The sequence below is a fragment of the Corynebacterium suranareeae genome (assembly GCF_002355155.1).
Lineage (GTDB): Bacteria > Actinomycetota > Actinomycetes > Mycobacteriales > Mycobacteriaceae > Corynebacterium > Corynebacterium suranareeae.
This window is the reverse complement of sequence record NZ_AP017369.1, coordinates 2,189,478-2,211,901: the sequence shown is the minus strand read 5'-3', so window position 1 is coordinate 2,211,901 and position 22,424 is coordinate 2,189,478. Positions and strand designations below refer to the sequence as shown.

Sequence of the window (22,424 nt, the reverse complement as noted above, 5' to 3'; positions counted from 1 at the left end):
GAACATTAAGGAGAATCATGGGAATCAAGGTTGGCGTTTTAGGAGCCAAGGGCCGCGTTGGTCAAACTATCGTGGCAGCAGTCAATGAAGCAGATGATCTTGAACTCGTCGCTGAAATCGGTGTAGATGATCAGCTCGACCTCCTAGTAGAAAAAGGCGCAGAAGTTGTTGTCGATTTCACGACACCAAGCGCTGTGATGGGCAATTTGGAATTTTGCATCAACAACGGCATTTCTGCCGTGGTAGGAACCACTGGTTTTGATGATGAACGCCTGAACCAAGTGCAGTCATGGCTGGCCGATAAAGAAAATGTGGGAGTACTGATTGCTCCCAATTTTGCTATCTCTGCCGTGTTAACCATGGTCTTTTCCAAGCAAGCAGCACGATTCTTTGAATCCGCCGAGGTTATTGAACTGCATCACCCGAACAAGCTTGACGCTCCTTCCGGTACTGCTATTCACACCGCGCAAGGTATTGCACAGGCTCGTAAAGAAGCTGGAATGGATGCTCAGCCAGACGCTACTGAACAGGCACTTGAGGGCTCCCGTGGAGCTGATGTAGACGGAATCCCTGTGCATGCAGTTCGTATGTCCGGAATGGTGGCACATGAACAAGTGATTTTTGGAACCCAGGGCCAGACCTTGACCATTAAGCAAGATTCTTATGATCGCAATTCTTTCGCACCAGGAGTCCTGGTTGGTGTCCGTAGTATTTCTCAGCACCCAGGTTTAGTAGTGGGTCTTGAGCACTACCTCGACCTTTAAAACACCGTCAGTTGTGTGAGCGAAAATTTTCAAAAGGAGCGTTAGTAGGCTGTGGCCGAGCAAGTTAAGTTAAATGTGGAGTTGATTGCATGCAGTTCTTTTACTCCACCTGCGGATGTGGAATGGTCAACTGATGCAGAGGGTTCAGAAGCACTCATTGAGTTTGCCGGCCGAGCTTGTTATGAAACTTTTGATAAACCCAATCCGAGGACTGCATCAAATGCAGCTTATCTTCGCCACGTCATGGAAGTGGGGCATACTGCACTACTAGAGCACGCTCACGCAACAATGTATATTCGTGGTATTTCCAGGTCAGCTACACACGAATTGGTTCGCCATAGGCACTTTTCCTTCTCCCAACTATCCCAACGTTTTGTTCATAGTGGGCAATTGGAAGTTGTTGTGCCTGAGCTTATTGATCAAGACCCTCAGTTGCGTGAATTATTTATGCACGCGATGGATGAGTCTCGTTTTGCATTCAACGAACTTCTTGATGCTTTGGAAGAAAAATTGGGGGATGAGCCCAATGCGTTGTTGCGAAAGAAGCAAGCTCGCCAAGCCGCGCGAGCAGTGCTGCCCAATGCCACTGAGTCCCGAATCGTAGTCTCGGGAAATTTCCGTACTTGGAGACATTTCATTGGCATGCGTGCGAGCGAACATGCAGACGTAGAAATCCGAGAAGTAGCTGTAGAATGTTTAAGAAAGCTGCAGGTAGCGGCACCGACCGTGTTTAGTGATTTTGAAATTGAAACACTTGCAGATGGTTCACAGATGGCAACAAGCCCATATGTCATGGACTTTTAACAAAAGCTCGCACCCAAGAGCGCAAAAATTCATATAGTTAAGTCAACATTTTTAACTGGACAACTATGAGTAAACATCGTTCGCCTCTGTAGGTCTTCTTTAAATGAGAAGTAAAGCAGGCGACAGTTATTTCAGTTTTTCGCGGGGTTGTTTAACCCCCAAATGAGGGAAGAAGGTAACCTTGGACTCTATGAGCACAGGTTTAACAGCTAAGACCGGAGTAGAGCACTTCGGCACCGTTGGAGTAGCAATGGTTACTCCATTCACGGAATCCGGAGATATTGATATCGCCGCTGGTCGCGAACTCGCGGCTTATCTGGTGGATAAAGGTCTGGATTCTTTGGTTCTCGCGGGCACCACTGGTGAATCCCCAACGACAACCGCTGCTGAAAAACTAGAACTGCTCAAGGCTGTTCGTGAAGAAGTTGGGGATCGGGCGAAGCTCATCGCTGGTGTTGGAACCAACAACACGCGTACCTCCATCGAGTTGGCAGAGGCTGCGGCATCTGCTGGTGCGGATGGCCTTTTAGTTGTCACTCCTTATTACTCCAAGCCAAGCCAGGAAGGTTTGCTGGCGCACTTTGGTGCGATTGCTAATGCAACTGAGGTTCCTATTTGTTTGTATGACATCCCAGGACGCTCGGGTATTCAGATTGAGTCTGATACCATTAGACGCCTGAGTGAATTACCTACAATTATGGCGGTCAAGGACGCCAAGGGTGACCTCGTTGCAGCCACACCATTGATCAAAGAAACAGGACTTGCTTGGTATTCAGGCGATGATCCTTTAAACCTTGTTTGGCTTGCTTTGGGCGGATCAGGTTTCATTTCCGTTATTGGACATGCAGCCCCCACGGCATTACGTGAGTTGTACACAAGCTTCGAGGAAGGCGACCTCGTCCGTGCGCGGGAAATCAACGCCAAACTATCATCGCTGGTAGCTGCTCAAGGTCGCTTGGGTGGAGTCAGCATGGCAAAAGCTGCTCTGCGCCTGCAGGGCATTAACGTAGGAGACCCTCGACTTCCAATTATTGCTCCAAATGAGCAGGAAATTGAGGCGCTCCGAGAAGATATGAAAAAAGCTGGAGTTCTATAAATATGAATGATTCCCGAAATCGCGGCCGGAAGGTTACCCGCAAGGCGGGCCCACCAGAGGCTGGTCAGGAAAACCATGTGGAGACCCCTGTCTTTCAGGCACCCGATGCTTCTTCTAACCAGAGCACTGTAAAAGCTGAGACCGCCGGAAACGACAATCGGGATTCTTCCCAAGGTTCCCAGGCCCAAGGCTCACAGGCCAAAGAGTCTGGTGATGCCAAGTCAGGTAACAACAACCGCAACCGTTCCTCCAATAATCGTCGTGGAGGACGTGGACGTCGTGGATCCGGAAACGCTAACGAGGGTTCCAACAACAACGGTGGAAACCGCGGTAACCGTGGAAACCGTGGTGGCGGACGTCGCAATGTTGTGAAATCCATGCAAGGTGCAGATCTAACTCAGCGTCTGCCAGAGCCACCAAAGGCACCGTCTAATGGCCTGCGTATTTACGCACTGGGTGGTATTTCTGAAATCGGTCGCAACATGACCGTATTTGAGTACAACAACCGTCTGCTCATCGTGGACTGTGGTGTGCTTTTCCCATCTTCAGGCGAGCCAGGTGTTGATCTCATTCTTCCTGACTTCGGACCAATTGAAGATCACCTGCACCGCGTGGATGCTTTGGTGGTTACTCACGGACACGAAGACCACATTGGTGCTATCCCATGGCTGCTGAAGCTGCGCCATGACATCCCAATTTTGGCTTCCCGTTTCACCTTGGCGTTGATTGCTGCGAAGTGTAAAGAACACCGCCAGCGTCCAAAGTTGATTGAAGTCAATGAAAAGTCCAGTGAGGATCGCGGACCTTTCAACATTCGTTTCTGGGCTGTCAACCACTCCATTCCAGACTGCTTGGGTCTAGCTATTAAGACCCCTGCTGGATTGGTCATCCACACCGGTGACATCAAGCTGGATCAAACCCCACCTGATGGACGCCCAACGGATCTTCCTGCACTGTCCCGCTTTGGTGACGAGGGCGTGGATTTGATGCTGTGTGATTCCACCAACGCCACCACCCCTGGTGTTTCTGGTTCTGAGGCCGATGTCGCGCCAACCCTGAAGCGTTTGGTTGGAGATGCAAAGCAGCGCGTTATCCTTGCATCGTTTGCATCTAATGTTTACCGCGTGCAAGCAGCAGTGGATGCCGCAGTTGCCGCAAACCGTAAGGTTGCCTTCAATGGTCGTTCCATGATCCGCAACATGGAGATCGCTGAAAAACTCGGTTACTTGAAAGCACCTCGCGGAACCATTATCTCTATGGATGATGCTTCCCGCATGGCTCCTCACAAGGTCATGTTGATCACCACGGGTACCCAGGGCGAGCCTATGGCTGCGCTGTCTCGTATGGCACGCCGTGAGCACCGCCAGATCACAGTCCGTGATGGAGACTTGATTATTCTGTCATCCTCCCTGGTTCCAGGTAATGAGGAAGCAGTATTCGGTGTTATCAACATGCTGGCCCAGATTGGCGCCACTGTTGTTACCGGTCGAGATGCTAAGGTTCACACCTCAGGTCACGGTTACTCCGGCGAGTTGTTGTTCCTGTACAACGCTGCACGTCCTAAGAACGCGATGCCTGTTCACGGCGAGTGGCGTCACCTGCGTGCCAACAAGGAACTGGCTATTTCTACCGGCGTTAACCGCGATAACGTTGTGCTTGCACAAAACGGTGTTGTTGTTGATCTGGTTAATGGTCGGGCCCAGGTTGTTGGCCAGATTCCAGTCGGTAACCTTTACGTCGACGGTGTCACCATGGGTGATATCGACGCCGATATTCTGGCCGACCGTACATCACTTGGTGAGGGCGGTCTGATCTCGATCACCGCGGTCATCGACAACCGCACTGGCCGCTTACTAGAGCGTCCAACAGTGCAGACCAGCGGTTTCTCCGAGGATGCTAAGTCCATGATGGGTGAGGTTACTGAGCTAGCCGAAACCACCATGAATGATCTTGCAGCCGAAGGCGAGAACGATCCTTACCGCATGGTCCAGCAGATGCGTCGCAAGCTTTCTCGCTTTGTCGAGCAAAAGTGGAAGCGCCAGCCAGTCATCATGCCTACCGTTATCCCAATGACGGCAGAGACCAGGCACATCGACGACGACGAAGTACGCGCGTCACGCGAGTCCCTGTAAAAGCATTTCGCTTTTCGACGCCACGAGCCCACAGCACCCACCACCGGTGCCGTGGGCTCCACGCGTTTGCACGCACCTTTCGGCACTAGCTGTCGGTGCTGCGCAACTACACGACCAAACCCTTAGACATCAGTCCTGACCTGGGTCAAATTAGTGCCGAAATAACTGTTTGCCCTGAGTGGATTTAGGTGATCGTGTGCTTGGCTGCATAGGACCAAACTAGGAGACCCAGAAATCACGTTTTTGACGTTTGTGGGTCTCCTGGTTTGGTGGATCGCCGTCAATACCAAACACAGAGACCCACCATTTAAGTTTTTGAAGATTCTGGGTCTCCTGGTCTGGTCGCCCTCACATTTTGGTGCGACACCTGAAAAGTCATACCTCCCCAGAAGCGCTTCTAGCGGGTTTTCAAGGTCAAGCGCATACATAAGCTCATCCAGAAAAATCCGAGGCCTTAAACAAGCGATAGGCGTTCAGAGGCGTTTTAAGGCGTCGAAAATCTGCGAAGAGCAATGGTGTAGGGGGAGCTATGAAAAGCCCGTAGAAGCGATTTTGAAGCCTTAAGATTTTTAGGGTCAGCCACCAAAATTTCCATCACCCACACCAGTCCAAACATACGTGACCAGAAATCTAGAAATTGCAAAATTTTGGCACGTATGTTTGGTTTATTCTGCGCTAAACCGGCTAAACCGGACAGGCGTGCCAAGGATTCGTGAAAATCGAGAATCTTGTCACCTATGTTTGGTGCAAGCAAAAAGAGACCAGATTGGCGCCGTAATCAACAGCGCGTGAGTCGGGTTTGCCGAGTTAATGATATGCAAGCTTAGTCACCTGGTTTAGCGGTGAGTAAAAAATGAAAAAAGAAGTTTAGAAAAGTGATCTTCAAGAATCGCTTCTAAGGCGTTTCGGACACCGATTGATGCCTTTGCTCTAGTCTTGGTTGCATGAATCTTGCACAAACTGAACGCGTGGCACTTAAAGAAACACTATTGGAAAAAGGTCCTGATGCTCCAACTCTATGTGGGGACTGGACCACCAAAGAGTTGGCTGCGCACCTGTATGTTCGTGAGCAAAAGCCCGGTGCGGCCCTACGTTCGCTGCTTCCTGGAAAACAAGATCCTGCTAAAGCACAGTTCGATGAAGCGCTCGATCGTCCTTATGAAGAAATAGTGCAAGCATGGGCTGCTGGACCGCAGGGGTTGAATCCATGGCGTGTCCTTGATTCTTTGGGAAACAGCATGGAGCATTTTATTCATCATGAAGATGTGCTTCGCGGTGCGTTGAATTCAGCGGATGAGGTAGAAGTTCGCCCGTTAGATCATGAACATGGAAAAGAGCTGCATCGGCTGCTCAAGTTGCTTGCGCCACGAATGATCAAGTCTCCTCGGCCTGTGGTTCTTGTGCCGAAAGGTTTTCCGCGAATTGTGCTGCATGAAGGTCGAGGTGTTTCGGCAGATGGTGAAAATGTGTGCCGAATCAGCGGTGGGGTAGGGGAGCTGCTGTTGTGGTTGTCGGGGCGCGACATCGTGAAATTGACCTTTGAAGGCAACCAAGATGGTGTTGTTCGGGGAAGTTTATAGAAAATTTGACCGAAGTGCGTGGTGCTTCTGTGAATAGAGTTGTTTAAGGGACTAGAGTTAGGGCCATGACTGTCAGAAACGGCGCACCCAAGCGGGGAAGATCGACGGGGTCAAAAACCACCTCGACGACTCGGCGGAGTAAACCATCGACCGGTTCATCGCGAGGTGGCCGGGCCGATACCGCTGTGTTTACAACATCGATGACTGCACGGCGCGCTGCTGATACCTCCGAAGAGCGAACCGGCAGTGCGTTTCGTGCTGTTGGTTCAGGAATCGGAACTTTGTTTGGTGCCACGGCAAGTGGCCTGGGTAAGATGACTCGTTCCATTGGTGATCTTGGTCGTCGCCGCGGTGAAGATGCAATCGACGATTTTGATGATTTTGAGGAGGAGATGGCAACGAAACCCGCTGCACGAAAATCGCGGAGTAAAACGCCTGAACCTGAAGTAGAGTTTGACGAGGATTTCGAAGAGCAATCAGGCAGGAGAGCATCTGCCTATATTGACGAACACGCCGATGGCGTTGCCTTAAGCCTGATTGGCGTGGCGATTGTTCTTGGTGCGGCAGTGTGGCTTGGAATCGGTGGGCCGATCGGTAACTTTATCGCCGACATCGTTCACCTAGCCATCGGTGCCGGTGCCTGGATTTTGCCCGTCGGACTCATCGGTGGAGCGATAGCTTTGATGCTTCGATACACCCCCGAGCGACAAGCTCAAGGGCGGGTCGTGGTCGGTGTGGCTGTGATCATCGTGTGCATGCTGGCTTTGATTCATCTTTTTGCTGGCAACCCCGCTGAATGGGAAGGCCGCAAAACTGCTGGTGGAGCGATTGGCGCCTGGATTGGCACGCCGTTAGAAATTGGTTTCTCAGTATATTTGGCTATACCGATTTTGCTGCTTTTGCTGTTTTGGGGAGCGCTGAAAACCACAGGTATTTCCATCCGTGAATTTATTGAGTTCGTGGGCGGCTTCTTTGGATTCGGTGGTTTTGATCGAGATGACGATGATTACGATGACGAAGACGATGACCTATACGGTCACGTAGAACGAGAGTTGGAATCTAGGGCTAGTGGAAGGACACCAAGTAGGACTCCAAGCAGGTCTCTACCTAAGCCTGCACCTCGACGCACCCCACCTCCTGTGACACCAGCTCCAGCGCGCCGCCCGGCGGCGTCGCTGGATAAGTATCCGGTGGAGGAGCCTAAGCCCCAAGCCCCTGTGCAGCCGCCAGTGGAGCAGAGGGAGGCGTCGACAAGCATCTTGAAGAAGCCAAGCGTTAGCGAAACCGATGAGTTCCCAGCGGTAACTGATGTGGATCTAAAGCCGGCGCCTGATGCGGTTGCAGCATCGAGGGAAAGCATGCGCCAGGCGATTCTCGCGCGATCGGGTAAGGATCCGGTCGTGGAGAAGAAGCCTGCTGCTGCGCCTGCTCCGACCCCCGCGGCACCTGTTGAGGTTGTCAGCGATGGTGATAGTTCCTATGAACTCCCCAGTGCTAATTTGTTGATCCCAGGTGAGCCTTCCAAGCAGCACTCAGAGACAAACGATCGCATCATTGAGGCGATTACTGATGTCTTTACCGAATTCAATGTCAATGCGACTGTCACCGGATTCTCTCGCGGACCTACAGTGACTCGTTACGAGATTGAATTGGGGCCTGGCGTGAAGGTTTCTAAGATCACTAACCTTCAGTCCAATATTGCCTACGCTGTTGCTACTGAAAATGTGCGTCTTCTGACTCCAATTCCTGGCAAATCTGCAGTTGGTATTGAGGTGCCAAACTCTGATCGTGAGATGGTTCGACTCGGTGACGTTCTCAATGCGCCAGCCACCGTGGACAATAAAGATTCCATGCTGATTGGTTTGGGTAAGGATATCGAAGGTGACTTCGTGTCTTACTCTGTGCAGAAGATGCCTCACTTGTTGGTTGCAGGTTCTACCGGTTCCGGTAAGTCGGCATTTGTGAACTCGCTGTTGGTGTCACTGCTGACTCGAGCACGTCCGGAAGAAGTTCGCCTGATTCTGGTGGATCCAAAGATGGTGGAACTCACACCTTATGAAGGCATTCCACACCTGATTACCCCGATCATCACTCAGCCTAAGAAAGCCGCAGCGGCATTGCAGTGGTTGGTTGAAGAGATGGAACAGCGCTACATGGACATGAAGCAAACCCGTGTGCGCCACATCAAGGACTTCAACCGCAAGATCAAATCTGGTGAGATTGAAACCCCGCCTGGATCCAAGCGTGAATATCGTGCCTATCCATACATCGTGTGTGTGGTTGACGAGCTTGCCGACCTTATGATGACTGCGCCGAAGGAAATTGAAGAATCCATCGTGCGAATCACCCAGAAGGCGCGTGCTGCTGGTATTCACTTAGTACTTGCAACCCAGCGACCATCGGTAGATGTTGTTACAGGTTTGATCAAGACCAACGTTCCATCTCGACTAGCGTTTGCAACCTCATCCTTGACTGACTCCCGGGTTATCTTGGACCAAGGTGGTGCAGAGAAACTAATCGGTATGGGCGATGCATTGTTTATCCCTCAAGGTGCCGGAAAACCACAACGCATTCAGGGTGCCTTTGTTACCGACGAAGAAATCCAAGCCGTCGTGGATATGGCCAAGGCCCAGCGCCAACCTGAATACACCGAGGGTGTTACAGAAGAAAAGGCCTCTGAAGCCAAGAAGATTGATGCTGATATCGGAAACGACTTAGAAGATCTTCTTGAAGCAGTTGAGCTGGTGGTGACCTCTCAGATGGGATCCACCTCAATGCTTCAGCGAAAACTTCGCATTGGTTTTGCCAAGGCTGGTCGCTTGATGGACTTGATGGAAACCCGCGGCGTAGTTGGACCTTCTGAAGGATCCAAGGCGCGTGAGGTTCTGGTCAAACCTGAAGAGCTAGAAACCATCCTGTGGATGCTTAAAGGTGCAGACCCAGCAGACGCACCCAAGGAAGAATCATGGGAAGACGACAGCCAGGCTGAAACCGAAGAAGCTGCCTCAGATACCACCGTGGTACAAGCAGATCCCTCCAAAGGGGTTTTCTAAAGTTTCTAGTTTTTAAATGACCGGGTATCTATCAGGCTGCGGATGATTTTCTGCAGTTTGTGAAGATGCCCGGTCATTGCCGGTTGTGGCGTGGGTTGCTGCGCTGCTTATCCTGCGGGCTGAGCTGCTTATCCCGCGGGCTGAGCTGCTTATCCCGCGGATTGAGAAACTGTTTCGCAACAATCCGTGGCCCCGGGGTGGCTATTAGAAACCATTTGGGTTATAGTTTTCCGGTATTGGAGGGGAGTACCCCACAAGCAGCGTTGATCGTCAACACGGAAAAATTTAAGACGTATTTGTCTTAGGTTGCGATTTCCCGGTCACACTGGCCCATTTTGTTTTTTAAAGCAAGGGTGGGGGAGACCTCCGGTTCTTAAATTGTCTAACCAAGAACCGGAGGTTCTTTTTGTCATGGAAGTAAACTTAGTCACCTGGCTAATCACGATTGCGGTGATTGCCGGCTTCTTCATCTTTGATTTTTACTCTCACGTTCGCACCCCACATGAGCCCACAATCAAAGAATCAGCATTGTGGAGTCTTTTCTACGTAGCTCTAGCCTGCGTTTTCGGCGTCTTCCTTTGGTTTGTGTGGGGAGAACCAGGAAACCCACACCAACACGGCATTGAATTCTTCACAGGTTATGTCACCGAGAAGGCACTGAGTGTTGATAACCTCTTCATCTTCGCCCTCATCATGGGAGCTTTCAAGATTCCCCGCAAGTACCAGCAGAAGGTCCTTCTGATTGGTATCGCATTGGCACTGATCTTCCGCCTCGCATTTATTTTGCTGGGTGCAGCGGTCATTGAAGCATGGTCCGATGTTTTCTACATCTTCTCAATCTGGTTGATCTACACCGCAGTGAAGCTGCTGTGGGATGAAATCCGTGACACCCCAGAGACTGATCCTAACGATATGTTCATCATTAAGGCTCTGCGTAAGGTCATTCCGGTTACCGAGGGATACCACAGCGATAAGCTCACCCACCGTGCTGGCGGCAAGCTTCACCTGACTCCACTGTTTGTTGCTTTGGTTTCCATTGGCATGGTCGACCTGATGTTCGCCTTGGACTCCATCCCAGCAATCTACGGTATTACCACTGAGCCATATATTGTGTTCACCACCAACGCCTTTGCTCTTCTGGGTCTTCGCCAAATGTACTTCTTGCTTGATGGCCTGCTTGATCGTCTTGTGTACTTGCCTTATGGCCTGGGTCTTATCTTGCTGTTCATTGGTGCAAAGCTTGGACTGCACGCACTGCACGAGAACAAACTGCCCTTTATCAATGGTGGCGAAGCAGTGAGTGTCCCTGAAGTGCCTACGGTGTTCTCCCTCGTCTTCATCGTTGGTGTCTTGGTCATTACTGTTGTTGCATCCGTTATTAAGAACAAGCGTGATGAAAACCAGGGCGGTATCCCTCCGAAGTGGAATACCGCAAAGCATCAGGGTGACAGCTGGGAGACTGGCGAGGAATCAGAAGCTTCCGTGACAAATTCTTCACCTGAAGGTATCGCCACTAAAGGTTCTGCGGCTGAAGGAAATGCCGCTGAGAAAAAATAGTATTGCGGATTGGTCGGGTTGCGAGATCATAGAAGAAAAGTTGCCCCGATTAATTAGGTAGCTGCACATTAAAAGGGTCGGTGCTGTTAATTGATATCAATTAGCAGCACCGACCTTTTTCATTCGAACTTTAAGTCAGAAGCTTTCTGCAGCCGTCTTGGCCTTAGAAATCCTTAGTCACAGGATTCCACGTGCGAATAACACGGCGATCTAAAACATTCTGCATGTGGAATGGATCTTGATTCATCAAGGTTTCCGCATCAGCCAAATTGGATCCTTCCGGCAACCTAATAACGATCAGAGCGCCGCCTTCACCATCGACGAAGGGGCCGGATCCGATAATCTTGCCTTCTTCATGCAGGGTGGCAATGAACTCACGGTGGACGGGACGGACCTCTGCGATCTTTTCGCTGTCGGGGTTGTAACTGTAGAGAACGGCAAAATAAGTCATGACAGATAAGTTTAGGCGTTGTTTCTGGTTATCGGCCGGAATTATCTCAGTTTAATTCTGATCTACCATGAAACTGGTTGCCCGAAACAGAAGTTTTAGGAATAGAGTAGACGCTAAACAAGACGTTTAAGAAGAACCTTTGACCCGAATTCCTTTCAAGAACTCATTACTAGTCGTATCCCTCAAATTGGGTGCAGGTAGGGTGGAATACCGTGAGTGATGTATCAGCAGGCGTAAATGGCGCACAAGATTCAAGCAACCAAGCGGTCAAGCCTTCCAACTGGAACCTCCCCAATTTCTTAACCAGCTTGCGCATCATTGTTATCCCTTTGTTCGCGTGGTTAACGCTTGAAGGACAAATAGAAAACAATGCTTTTGCCTGGTGGGCGCTAGTTGTTTTCATCTTGCTAATGATTACTGACAAGTTGGACGGTGATATTGCCAGGGCCCGAGGAATTGTCACTGATTTCGGGAAAATTGCAGACCCGATTGCAGATAAAGCACTGATGACAACCGCTTTTGTCTGCTTCAATATCATCGGCATTTTGCCGTGGTGGGTCACCGCCTTAATTGTGTTGCGTGAATTCGGTATCACAATCTGGCGTTTTTTCCAGCTGCGTTCAGGAAATGTGGTGCCAGCATCACGTGGAGGAAAACTAAAAACAGCTTTGCAAACTCTTGCAGTTGCGCTTTATCTGTGTCCTTTCCCCAGCTGGATGGATATTCCAAGCGAGATCGTTATGTATGCGGCCCTGATCGTCACGGTTGTTACCGGTATTCAGTATTTGGTGGATTCACGAAAGCCAGCGGAAAGCTAGCTGATGTCGGAAAATTTGGCGAGCCAGGTGGTCGAGCTGCTTAAGCGCCGCGGCGAAACTGTGGCGTTTTGTGAATCTTTAACCGCAGGTCTTGCCAGCGCGACAATCGCAGAAGTTCCAGGGGCATCTGCAGTTCTTAAAGGCGGATTGGTTACATATGCTACCGAACTAAAAGTTGAACTTGCAGGTGTGTCTCAAGAGCTTATCGACGCGCACGGCGTGGTTTCCCCTCAATGCGCCGCGGCGATGGCACAGGGGGCAGCCACACGTTGTCGGTCTGATTGGGCGATCTCTTTAACTGGGGTCGCAGGTCCCAGTGGGCAAGATGGGCATGCCGTTGGTGAAGTGTGGATTGGGCTGGCTGGACCGGATGCGGGAACAATTGAGACGTATCGTGCGTTTGAAGGTAAACAACAGGTAATATTGGCTGAATTGGGACGACACCACATCAGAGAATCTGCTGTACAGCAAAGCTTTCGCCTGCTGATTGATTACATTGAGTCACACTGACTCAAGTTTCTAGGTAAACTGGGAACAAATTTAAGGGAAAGGGAGTTGAACCTAACGATGGTTACATATACAACCCTTCTAGATAAGCCGATTTCAGAAGCAGCCCCACGGAAAGCTCCCGAGCCACTTCTTCGTGAAGCACTCGGTGCAGCACTGCGCTCCTTCCGTGCTGATAAGGGCGTTACTTTGCGTGAGCTTGCAGAAGCATCACGTGTTTCCCCCGGGTACCTCTCCGAGCTGGAGCGTGGACGTAAAGAGGTATCGTCTGAGCTTCTTGCATCAGTGTGCCACGCGTTGGGTGCCAGTGTTGCGGATGTGTTGATTGAAGCCGCAGGCTCCATGGCATTGCAACAGGCGCAGGAAGACCTCGCTCGCGTCTAGTGGGAAATCTTTGGAGGTGAAAAGCATTAAAAGAATGCTTTTCGACGCCCATTGTTTCCCTTATGGCGCTAATATGGACGGCGTCGAGGTTGCGCTAACTTCTTTTCGTTAAAATCCTCAACGTATGAAGGCGGTTGCGCCGGAATACGAAGCGTCAAAGAATATTGATCGTATAAATGAATACTTTAGTGAACACAGCGGAATTACCTGTTTCAGATATTTAGGAAGGCTCACTTTTCAACATGGCTAATCCATTTTCCAAGGCGTGGAAGTACCTGATGGCGTTGTTCGACTCCAAGATTGAGGAGAACGCGGATCCAAAGGTGCAGATCCAGCAGGCCATCGAAGATGCCCAGCGCCAGCATCAGGAGCTCTCCCAGCAGGCAGCTGCTGTTATCGGTAACCAGCGTCAGCTTGAGATGCAGCTGAACCGTCGCTTGGCTGAGATCGAGAAGCTGCAGGGCAATACTCGTCAGGCTATCCAGTTGGCTGATAAGGCTCGTTCTGAAGGCGATGCTCAGAAGGCTACAGAGTACGAAAATGCAGCTGAAGCATTTGCAGCACAACTTGTTACTGCAGAGCAATCCGTAGAAGATACCAAGCAGCTGCATGATCAGGCTTTGCAGCAGGCTGATCAGGCAAAGAAGGCCGTCGAGCGCAACTCCATGGCGTTGCAGCAGAAGGTGGCAGAGCGCACCAAGCTGCTGAGCCAGCTGGAGCAAGCCAAGATGCAGGAGAAGGTCTCCGAGTCCTTGAAGTCTATGGATTCTTTGACCTCCGGCAGCACTCCTAACCTGGATCAGGTTCGTGAGAAGATCGAGCGTCGTTACGCAAATGCTCTTGGACAGGCTGAGCTTGCTCAGAACTCTGTTCAGGGTCGCATGGCTGAAGTTGAGCAGGCAGGTGTTCAGCTTGCAGGTCACTCCCGACTAGAGCAGATTCGTGCTGAGATGGCTGGAGGTTCCTTGACCGCCGGAAACAAGCAGGAGTCCATTGAAGCTCCAGCAGCAGAAACTAACGTCACCGATGATGCTGTGGCACAGCGCATGCGTGAACTACGCGGCGAGGCTTAAACTGTTAAGCAACTAAAAGCGGGGCTCGTACTTTCTTAAAAAAGTACGAGCCCCGCTTTGTGTTTGCTATGTAAAAAGTTAATCCCCAGCGCCACGGGCTAGAAGCGCATCGCCGATATTGCGTGCCCGTTTAATTGATCTGATTAACACTGGTGTTCCGAATGCTGCAATGGAAAATCCAGCTCCGCGAGCTTTACGAGCATCAAGAACTTCCCTAACTGTCGCAAGCTGTAGTGGAATAAGCCGAATTGTTAAAGAGATTGCAAGCGTGATGGTTTCAACCGGTAGCCCAAAACGTGAAAATGGCTGCAACATCCGCTCAACGGCATCCATCAGCGCCTCAAGTCGGGTAGTCAGTGTCAGCAACATGGCAGCCATCACCGCAGAAAACAGCGTGAGAACCGTGGTTGCTGCGAAATCAAAACCGCGCTGCCACCACTGAAATGCGCCAAGCAGAAGCAAAATCGGCAGCACCGGCCAACACTGATCCCATGCGACTTTCAGCGGAATTTTTGCCAGGACATAAAACACCACAGCAATTCCCACCAAAATCAGCCCATGAATCGGGGTGGATGCTGCAATCGAACCACCGATGATGAAAATAAGCAGGACAGGGAATTTCCACAAGGCAGGAAAAGAATGAACGACGGTTTGCTTGTCGACGTAAAAACCTAAAGGAATACTGTTCATTTCGCAGGTTCCCTCATGAGTGAAACATAAAAATCCATGACTTCCTGAGGGAGACCATCGGCCGCGATCTTATGATCGTCGATGCAAATAACTCGCTCGAAATCACTAAGGAAATCCAAGTCATGGCTCACGACAATCAATTGTTGTTCGAGCTTGCTAAACACCTCTTTGATCACCAGCCTATTGCGCAGATCAAGCAGGGTAGTGGGCTCGTCCGCGATGATTACTTCGGGTTCTAGAATCAATACGGCTGCCAGAGCCAATAGCTGCTTTTGACCACCGGATAGGGTGTGTGGTGATTGATCGGCGTGGTCGCTTAAGTTAAACCGCGCCATCATCTCATCAACGCGGTGTGCTTTTTCAGCGCGTGGCATTTTGTGTCGGCGTAAAGAAAAAGCAATATCTTCACGCACAGTGGGCATCACGATCTGGTTTTCAGCATCTGAGAAGACAAAACCAACCTTTTTTCGTACGTCCCGTCCCGAACGTGCCACATCAAGGCCATCAACCAGAACACGCCCTGTGGTTGGTTCACCGAGACCATTGATCATTCTGATGAGCGTAGATTTTCCACCGCCATTTGCCCCGATCACGCCAATGCGTTGTTCAGTCAGCCTTAACGATAGAGGCTCTAAGACGATCGTGTCATCGTAGCGTACTTCGGTGTTGTCAAAAATGATCTCGGACATGAACTGCAATTCTTAGGAAAAATGGGATGAATCTATTTCTTACGGATATCAGGGAATGCCACATGAACTCCGGCGGCGATCACAATCATGACTGCGATCTTGGCCAAGTCTGGCAGCACAAAGGCTCCTTGGGCGAGTGTTGCTTCACTAAAGCTTAGACCTGCGCGAAGCACAAGACCCACGATGCCACTGGCGTATTGGGTGATTAGACCTGCGATACCAGCAAGACCCAAGACGATGAACATTCCTGCGCCACGCTTTTTAGGTGCTAGATAGGCGATAAGGCCTGCGACAAGTGGTGAAATAAGGTAACCCACAATGTAACCGGCTGTAGGTCCCGCGAGGGCAGCCAAGGTGGTGCGTCCACCTGCGAGGACAGGTAGGCCAATTAATCCCAGTGCCAAAAACAACAGGGCGGTGAGGAAACCACGACGACCGCCAAGGACTAAACCTGCCAATACGATGGATGCGTTTTGTAAAACAATGGGCACACCTGCTGTGCCGACGGGAATGGAGACAAATGCAAGCACAATGATCAGTGCTGCAAAAACCGCAATCAGCGCGACGTCTTGAAGTTGTTTGCGTGAAGACTGCTTCTTCTGTGGTGTCACAGCTGCAGGAGTAGAGGATGTAGGCATGGAAGAATCATACACCTGAACAGTGTTCAACAAGCAAGTCTACGGTTTTGAACAGCGTTCACCTGGGTTATTGTTTGGTGGCTTTTAGTATTGGTCGAGATGGGTTGTGGTACCAGGAATATGCGGCGACGTTCGAATTTGAAAGCGTTGATGGAAGATGTCCACTGACTCATATGCACTGTATTATCGTCTCCATGCGTTTATCGGAGTTTCGACAACTCGTTGAAGATGAATTCGGCGAAGCCAAAGGGGAATGGATTGCACACTCGCACGTGATTGGTGCTCTGGGTGTAACTGCAGATATTGCGGTGGATACTGGGGTTGATCTGCGTGATGTATGGGAACAATTGTGCATTGATTTCAGTGTCCCCGAGGAGCGTCGACTAGGTAGGGATGAGCCTCGGTTTTAATGGGGTTGAAGTCCAACCCGATAAAATTCGAATTTCGAACAGTTGTGCGTGTATACTGCTTTTTAAACAGGTTATGTCTCAGGGTTCAACTACAGTAACGGGCATCAACTAAAGAACAGATGAAAATACGGAAAAATCGGGATCCAAATCCGGAAACTTCAAGTCTAACTAAGTAGGGGGTATTACTACGGTGCTGGATTCATCAGCGCTGAAGTGATGCAACCGTAGGAATTTTCATCCACCCAACGATTAAAAATTAAGAGGAATTAAAATGGCTGCAAAGAAGACAACATCAAAAGCGAGTGCTGTTAAAGGTGATGACCGCCAGAAGGCACTTGATGCCGCTCTAGCGTTGATTGAAAAGGATTTCGGTAAGGGCGCTGTTATGCGTCTAGGTGATGAGAATCGTCCACCGATTCAAACCATCTCATCGGGAAATACAGCTATTGATATCGCACTGGGAATTGGCGGGTTCCCACGTGGTCGAATCGTTGAGGTTTATGGCCCAGAATCATCAGGTAAGACCACTGTTGCGCTGCACGCTATTGCTCAAGCGCAAAAAGCCGGTGGTATTGCTGCATTCATTGACGCCGAGCACGCTTTGGATCCAGATTATGCCCGCAAGCTGGGGGTGGATACTGATGCGCTGTTGGTGTCACAGCCAGATACAGGTGAGCAAGCATTGGAAATCGCTGACATGTTGGTTCGTTCCGGCGCAATCGACATCATCGTGATTGACTCCGTGGCAGCACTGACACCAAAGGCTGAAATTGAAGGCGAAATGGGTGACAGCCATGTCGGTCTTCAAGCACGTCTGATGAGCCAGGCGCTTCGAAAGATGACTGGCGCACTGTATAACTCAGGCACCACCGCGATCTTTATTAACCAGCTGCGTGAAAAGATCGGCGTGATGTTCGGATCCCCAGAAACCACCACCGGTGGTAAAGCTCTGAAATTCTACGCATCTGTTCGTTGTGATATTCGCCGAATCCAGACATTGAAGGATGGGCAGGATGCCATTGGTAACCGCACCCGTTTGAAGGTCGTCAAGAACAAGGTGTCTCCACCGTTTAAGATCGCTGAATTCGACATCATGTATGGCGAAGGCATTTCCCGTGAATCCTCCGTGATTGACCTGGCTGTAGACAACGGCATTGTAAAGAAGTCCGGTTCATGGTTTACCTATGAAGGCGATCAGCTTGGACAAGGTAAAGAAAAGGTTCGTCTTTCCCTCAAGGAAAATCCTGATCTTACTGATGAACTCGAAGACAAGATCTTCAAGAAGCTGGGAGTGGGTAAATACGCTGCAGTATCAGATGAACTTACTGATGACCCAGTAGAACTTGTGCCAAACGTTGACTTCGATGATGAGGCAGACGGCGAAGACTAAGCACTCGTTTGAGCAAAGCAGGAACAATCCACACACTTAAACCAGGTGGCTTGTTCCTGCTTTTTTAAGTGAAGGGCACAACGGTGATGAACTCCCAAGCAGAGAAGATTGAAAAACTTAAAAAAGCACTCGACAACTTTGAACGAGCTCATGCACGGGGCGAATCAGACTTCTTTGATCACGAAAAAGAAGAAAAGAAAGCAGCCGTACGCAGACGTGCTTTACTACTGCTAGATCAGCGCGCACGATCAGTTAATGAACTGAGCAACCGGCTTAAAGCTCTGGAGTTTGAAGATGACATCATCAGTGAGGTCATTGAAGATCTCACCAGGTCCAAACTGCTTGATGATGAAGCTTTCGCCACTGAATGGGTTCGGCAACGCGCTGCTAGGCGAGGTAAGTCTTCGCGTGCGCTGGACCGCGAACTGCAGGAAAAAGGCGTCGATAAGCAAATTCGTGCTGCGGCCCTGGAGCAAATCGACAGCGCCGATGAGCGGGACACAGCGCGTGCGGTGGCTGTAAAGAAAGCGCGGTCGGAAAAGAAGATTCCGCAGGACCGTGCGGATTATGACAAGGCGCTTCGACGTGTGGTTGGTGCGCTGGCGCGTCGAGGGTTTCCGGCGGGGATGTCGATGGATCTTGCGCGAGAGGCGCTTGATGAACGAATCGAAGATTTGAAAAGCTAAACCCCGGATAGGAAATATCCGGGGTAGAGGCTTTGGGGTTATTGAACTCCAGGGGTTTTGAGATCCTTATAATCGGGATCCTGCCAGTCAATGTTGACGTTGTCCTTGGTATCTAGGCCCTGATCAGGCTGTTCAGGAACCTTCGCCACGATATTCCTTCTTGCTCTACCTGCGCGCAATTGGCGTTCGATGCGTGATGCTAATGCGGTAAGTGAGAAGTTCAGAAGGATCATAATCAACGCAACAACGAACAGTGCAGCTAGGTAGTTGCGGTTGACAGAGGCGGACTGAATACCGGAACGAACAACTTCGATGTAGCCGATCTGGTAACCAAGTGCAGAGTCCTTCAGTGCAATAACCATCTGAGAAATCAGCGCCGGGAGCATCGCAGCCACAGCCTGTGGCAGAAGAATCGACCAGGTGGTTTGCCTAGAAGACATACCCAATGCGATAGCTGCTTCCCGTTGGCCTTTAGGCAAAGAAGCAATGCCTGAACGCAAAATCTCTGCAATCACGGAACCGTTATACATAGTCAGACCGAAAACGACGGCGGCGAATGCCAGTTGGCGTGACGGCACGATGTTGTATTGTGCGAACATCTGATAAGCAAAAATCATGAGAATCAGAACGGGGATCGCTCGGAAAGTCTCAATGATGATGGCGCAGAACCAGCGCAGCACCCGGATCTCAGAGATACGCCCAAGACCCAGCGCGGTACCCATGACCAGTGCCAAGATCACGGAGAACACTGCTGATTTCAGTGTGCCCCACAAACCGGGAAGGATGTAGGTGGTCCAGGTTTGGGAGTTGATAAATGGAGTCCACTTGTTGGCATCAAGCTGACCGTTTTCCGAAAGGATCGAACCAACCCAAAATAGAACTGCCAAACCAGCAATCACGGTAACGATCGTGATGATTAGGTTGAAGCGACGACCTTTAGGTCCAGGTGCATCGTAGAGAACTGTTGCGCGAACTGTATTAGCCATTATTTCTTCACCGCCAAACGCTCAGAGAGTTTGCCCAAGCCAAGACCCATGGGCAGGGTGAGAATCATGAATCCAACGGCGAAGATGGCGAAAACTACGAAGAGCATATTGGCATGATTTTCAATGGTCGATTTCATCAGCAATGATGCTTCGCCAACACCAATGACAGAAGCAATGGTGGTGTTCTTGGTCAGTGCGATAAGGGTATTGCCAAGTGGAACGATTGCTGCACGTACAGCCTGAGGGAAAATGATCGAACGGAACGTGTCTCCGAAACCTAATCCCAACGAGCGTGCGGCTTCTGCTTGACCAAAGTGGACAGTATTAATACCGGAGCGCAAGGATTCAGCCACGAACGTGGAGGTGTACAAAATGAATCCAAGGACGGCCAACCGGAAGTTGTTGTCCATCAAGAATGTGGAGCTTTCCCGGCTCGCCAGCGTCATACCTAAGTTTTGGTAAAGGCCAAAGGAGCAAAATAGCACCACAAGAGTAAGTGGGGTATTTCTGACTGTATTGATGTACGTCGTGGATAGGGTGCGCAGAATCTTAACGGGGGAGACCCTCATAGCTGTGAGGATGGTACCGAGAATCATCGCGCCGATGGCTGAGAAAACGGTGAGTTTGATGGTCACCCAAAAAGCTGAAAGTAGCGACGGACCCAAATCCGCCCACAATGTGCTCATGTGGTGGTGCTCCTTGTTTTAAGGATGTTTTAAGTATGTTTTAAGGATGGGAAAGTTGATGAACCTAAAAGGGTCGTGCGTGGCGCTTTGGGGGTTTTAAGCGCCACGCACGTTTTGAAGCTGGCTGTTTAAAGCCGTCACATTAGCTTGCGTCGAGGAAGGAAAGATCTCCTGGGGTTCCTTCTTCAACAACGACGGAGTCTTCACCAAGGTTCTCAGTAAGAAGGCGCTGGAAGGTGCCGTCTGCGTACATACGCTCGAGTGCGGCGTTGATAGCGTCAGTGCCTTCCTGGTCATCCTTCTTCAAGCCGATGCCATAGTATTCGTTGGTGAATGGCTCGCCGTCCTGCTCCATTTCCACCACGCGGAAGTCACCTTCGTACTGCTGGGAGTAGCCGAAGAGGATGGTTGCGTCGGTGGTCAGTGCATCAACGTTGCCCTGAGAAAGTGCTTCAACACAGGAAGAGTAGGTGTCATATTCCTGCAGCTGGACGCCTGGGAGGACATCCTTAACCTTTTGAGCTGGTGTGGATCCGGAAACGGAGCACAGGATCAAACCGTTGTCCAGGTCTTCGAGGGTTTCGATGCGCTCGTCATCTTGGCGAACAAGCAAAGCCTGGTGGGTGAGTAGGTAGGGGCCACCGAAGTTGACGGACTCTGAACGTCCAGCGTTAATGGAGTAGGTTGCCGCGATGATGTCTACCTCACCGTTTTGGATGAGGGTTTCGCGCTGAGCAGATGGTGTTTCACGCCATTCAATGGTTGGGTGATCCCATCCGTTGTCATCTGCAATGGAGTTGACCACGTACTCAGCAACATCCACATCGAGACCACTCATGGAGTTGTCTGGGTTTCGAAGACCAAGACCAGGCTGATCGTATTTGGTACCGACATTAACGGAACCGTTTTCGATAGATGCGAGGAATCCATCGCTGCCTCCGGAATCACCACAGGCTACGAGGGTAACTCCGGCGAGGGTGGATGCTCCAAGAATTGCGCCGATACGGGTAAAAGTACGCTTTGCAGACATGTTGTCTCCTTAATTTAAGTAAAAAGTTGCAATCGCTGTGTGAAAGCCAGCGGATATACGGGCTGATAAGAAGGTGGTTCTTAGAACTAAAAGTGCATTGAAGGTTTAGTGGGCAAGAATTTTGCCCAAGAAGTCCTTTGCACGATCAGACTTAGGGCTTGTGAAGAAGGAGTCTGGATCCGTGTCTTCAACAATGAGGCCGTCCGCCATAAACAACACGCGATCGGCTGCTTTGCGTGCGAATCCCATCTCGTGGGTAACACACACCATCGTCATGCCTTCCTTAGCAAGGCTTGCCATGACGTCCAACACTTCGTTGACCATTTCGGGGTCAAGGGCAGAGGTGGGTTCGTCGAAAAGCATGATCTTTGGGTTCATCGCAAGTGCGCGGGCGATGGCCACGCGCTGCTGCTGGCCACCTGAAAGCTGGGCCGGGTATTTATCAGCCTGGTTTGCGATGCCGACGCGTTCCAACAAAGTCATCGCAAGCTTTGAGGCTTCAGACTTTTTCATCTTTCGTACCTTGATGGGTGCGAGAGTGACGTTGTCTTTGATAGTGAGGTGTGGGAAAAGGTTGAAGGATTGGAATACCATTCCGACATCGGCGCGGAGGGATGCTAGGCCTTTACCTTCTTCCGGAAGCACCTTTCCATCAATTTCGATGGTGCCTTCCTCAATGGTTTCAAGACGGTTGATTGTGCGACAAAGAGTTGACTTGCCCGATCCTGAAGGGCCGAGCACTACGACGACCTGTCCTCGTGGGACCTCTAGATCGATGTCCGTAAGAGCGTGAAAGTCGCCGAAGTATTTTTGCACTCCCGTCATTTTGATCATCGGGGAATTTGTGGTCTGCGTCATACGATTAGCATAAAGCAGAATGTGGCCAGAATGTTCGCAATTGTGTGAATGAGTCCATTTTGAAACAAATAGTTCTACATTTATCACTATTTTCCCAGGTCGATCGGGGGCAAGCCTTGGGGGTAGTTCCCGAATTTGTCCG

22 protein-coding genes are annotated in these 22,424 nt (G+C 50.5%); 14 read left to right on the top strand and 8 right to left on the bottom strand.

Annotated elements, in window-relative coordinates; genetic code table 11:
• Positions 1–17 precede the first annotated feature (17 nt).
• The 7 genes from dapB to N24_RS10305 all read left to right on the top strand — a co-directional run bounded on the left by dapB (position 18) and on the right by N24_RS10305 (position 10,986).
• Positions 18–764: a 4-hydroxy-tetrahydrodipicolinate reductase gene (gene dapB, locus N24_RS10335; RefSeq protein WP_096456693.1), complete on the top strand. Its 747-nt coding sequence runs from the start codon at positions 18–20 to the stop codon at positions 762–764.
• Between the two features lie 51 nt (positions 765–815).
• Positions 816–1,568, top strand: a complete 753-nt coding sequence (gene thyX / locus N24_RS10330) for an FAD-dependent thymidylate synthase (RefSeq protein ID WP_096456691.1) — start codon at positions 816–818, stop codon at positions 1,566–1,568.
• A gap of 190 nt (positions 1,569–1,758) precedes the next feature.
• The gene (gene dapA / locus N24_RS10325) at positions 1,759–2,664 is read left to right on the top strand and encodes a 4-hydroxy-tetrahydrodipicolinate synthase (protein ID WP_096456689.1); all 906 of its coding nucleotides are present in this window, start codon (positions 1,759–1,761) and stop codon (positions 2,662–2,664) included.
• 2 nt (positions 2,665–2,666) lie between these two features.
• Entirely contained in the window at positions 2,667–4,796 is a 2,130-nt protein-coding gene (locus tag N24_RS10320; RefSeq protein ID WP_096456687.1) for a ribonuclease J, read from the top strand.
• 944 nt (positions 4,797–5,740) lie between these two features.
• Entirely contained in the window at positions 5,741–6,376 is a 636-nt protein-coding gene (locus N24_RS10315) for a TIGR03085 family metal-binding protein (RefSeq protein ID WP_096456685.1), read from the top strand.
• Between the two features lie 200 nt (positions 6,377–6,576).
• The gene (locus tag N24_RS10310) at positions 6,577–9,429 is read left to right on the top strand and encodes an FtsK/SpoIIIE family DNA translocase (RefSeq protein ID WP_096456683.1); all 2,853 of its coding nucleotides are present in this window, start codon (positions 6,577–6,579) and stop codon (positions 9,427–9,429) included.
• 411 nt (positions 9,430–9,840) lie between these two features.
• Entirely contained in the window at positions 9,841–10,986 is a 1,146-nt protein-coding gene (locus tag N24_RS10305; protein WP_096456681.1) for a TerC family protein, read from the top strand.
• A gap of 163 nt (positions 10,987–11,149) precedes the next feature.
• On the opposite strand, the gene N24_RS10300 is transcribed toward N24_RS10305, so the two are convergent.
• A complete protein-coding gene (locus N24_RS10300; protein ID WP_096456679.1) occupies positions 11,150–11,437 on the bottom strand; it encodes a YciI family protein in 288 nt (95 codons plus the stop codon).
• 212 nt (positions 11,438–11,649) lie between these two features.
• Between N24_RS10300 and pgsA the strand changes: the two genes are divergently transcribed.
• From pgsA to N24_RS10280, 4 genes are all read left to right on the top strand, one after another.
• Positions 11,650–12,255, top strand: coding sequence for a CDP-diacylglycerol--glycerol-3-phosphate 3-phosphatidyltransferase (pgsA, locus tag N24_RS10295; RefSeq protein ID WP_167382084.1), 606 nt, complete (start codon positions 11,650–11,652; stop codon positions 12,253–12,255).
• 3 nt (positions 12,256–12,258) lie between these two features.
• Positions 12,259–12,765: a CinA family protein gene (locus tag N24_RS10290; RefSeq protein ID WP_096456675.1), complete on the top strand. Its 507-nt coding sequence runs from the start codon at positions 12,259–12,261 to the stop codon at positions 12,763–12,765.
• A gap of 57 nt (positions 12,766–12,822) precedes the next feature.
• Entirely contained in the window at positions 12,823–13,146 is a 324-nt protein-coding gene (locus N24_RS10285; protein ID WP_096456673.1) for a helix-turn-helix domain-containing protein, read from the top strand.
• A 242-nt stretch (positions 13,147–13,388) separates the two neighbouring features.
• The gene (locus N24_RS10280) at positions 13,389–14,219 is read left to right on the top strand and encodes a PspA/IM30 family protein (RefSeq protein WP_096456671.1); all 831 of its coding nucleotides are present in this window, start codon (positions 13,389–13,391) and stop codon (positions 14,217–14,219) included.
• A gap of 78 nt (positions 14,220–14,297) precedes the next feature.
• On the opposite strand, the gene N24_RS10275 is transcribed toward N24_RS10280, so the two are convergent.
• The 3 genes from N24_RS10275 to bioY are packed head-to-tail and all read right to left on the bottom strand — an operon-like array spanning position 14,298 to position 16,236.
• Complete coding sequence (locus N24_RS10275) at positions 14,298–14,909, bottom strand: energy-coupling factor transporter transmembrane component T family protein (RefSeq protein ID WP_096456669.1); 612 nt, start codon at positions 14,907–14,909, stop codon at positions 14,298–14,300.
• Positions 14,906–15,598, bottom strand: coding sequence for an energy-coupling factor ABC transporter ATP-binding protein (locus tag N24_RS10270; RefSeq protein WP_096456667.1), 693 nt, complete (start codon positions 15,596–15,598; stop codon positions 14,906–14,908). Before N24_RS10270 ends, N24_RS10275 begins: the two co-directional genes overlap by 4 nt.
• A 32-nt stretch (positions 15,599–15,630) precedes the next feature.
• Entirely contained in the window at positions 15,631–16,236 is a 606-nt protein-coding gene (gene bioY, locus N24_RS10265; protein ID WP_167382083.1) for a biotin transporter BioY, read from the bottom strand.
• Between the two features lie 194 nt (positions 16,237–16,430).
• Between bioY and N24_RS10260 the strand changes: the two genes are divergently transcribed.
• The 3 genes from N24_RS10260 (at position 16,431) to recX (ending at position 18,722) form a co-directional block, all read left to right on the top strand.
• Positions 16,431–16,646 carry a DUF3046 domain-containing protein gene (locus N24_RS10260; RefSeq protein WP_096460055.1) on the top strand — a complete coding sequence of 72 codons (216 nt, stop codon included), beginning with the start codon at positions 16,431–16,433 and terminating at the stop codon, positions 16,644–16,646.
• A 271-nt stretch (positions 16,647–16,917) separates the two neighbouring features.
• Positions 16,918–18,036 carry a recombinase RecA gene (gene recA / locus N24_RS10255; protein WP_096456663.1) on the top strand — a complete coding sequence of 373 codons (1,119 nt, stop codon included), beginning with the start codon at positions 16,918–16,920 and terminating at the stop codon, positions 18,034–18,036.
• 86 nt (positions 18,037–18,122) lie between these two features.
• Positions 18,123–18,722, top strand: coding sequence for a recombination regulator RecX (gene recX / locus N24_RS10250; protein WP_096456661.1), 600 nt, complete (start codon positions 18,123–18,125; stop codon positions 18,720–18,722).
• A 38-nt stretch (positions 18,723–18,760) separates the two neighbouring features.
• Here recX and N24_RS10245 read toward each other — a convergent pair whose 3' ends face one another.
• The 4 genes from N24_RS10245 to gluA form a co-directional block, all read right to left on the bottom strand.
• Positions 18,761–19,582, bottom strand: a complete 822-nt coding sequence (locus tag N24_RS10245) for an amino acid ABC transporter permease (protein WP_096460052.1) — start codon at positions 19,580–19,582, stop codon at positions 18,761–18,763.
• A 125-nt stretch (positions 19,583–19,707) separates the two neighbouring features.
• A complete protein-coding gene (gene gluC, locus N24_RS10240) occupies positions 19,708–20,394 on the bottom strand; it encodes a glutamate ABC transporter permease GluC (protein WP_096456659.1) in 687 nt (228 codons plus the stop codon).
• 142 nt (positions 20,395–20,536) lie between these two features.
• The gene (gene gluB, locus N24_RS10235) at positions 20,537–21,424 is read right to left on the bottom strand and encodes a glutamate ABC transporter substrate-binding protein GluB (RefSeq protein WP_096456657.1); all 888 of its coding nucleotides are present in this window, start codon (positions 21,422–21,424) and stop codon (positions 20,537–20,539) included.
• Positions 21,425–21,529: 105 nt separating this feature from the next.
• Positions 21,530–22,258, bottom strand: coding sequence for a glutamate ABC transporter ATP-binding protein GluA (gene gluA, locus N24_RS10230; protein WP_167382180.1), 729 nt, complete (start codon positions 22,256–22,258; stop codon positions 21,530–21,532).
• Positions 22,259–22,424: the final 166 nt, after the last annotated feature.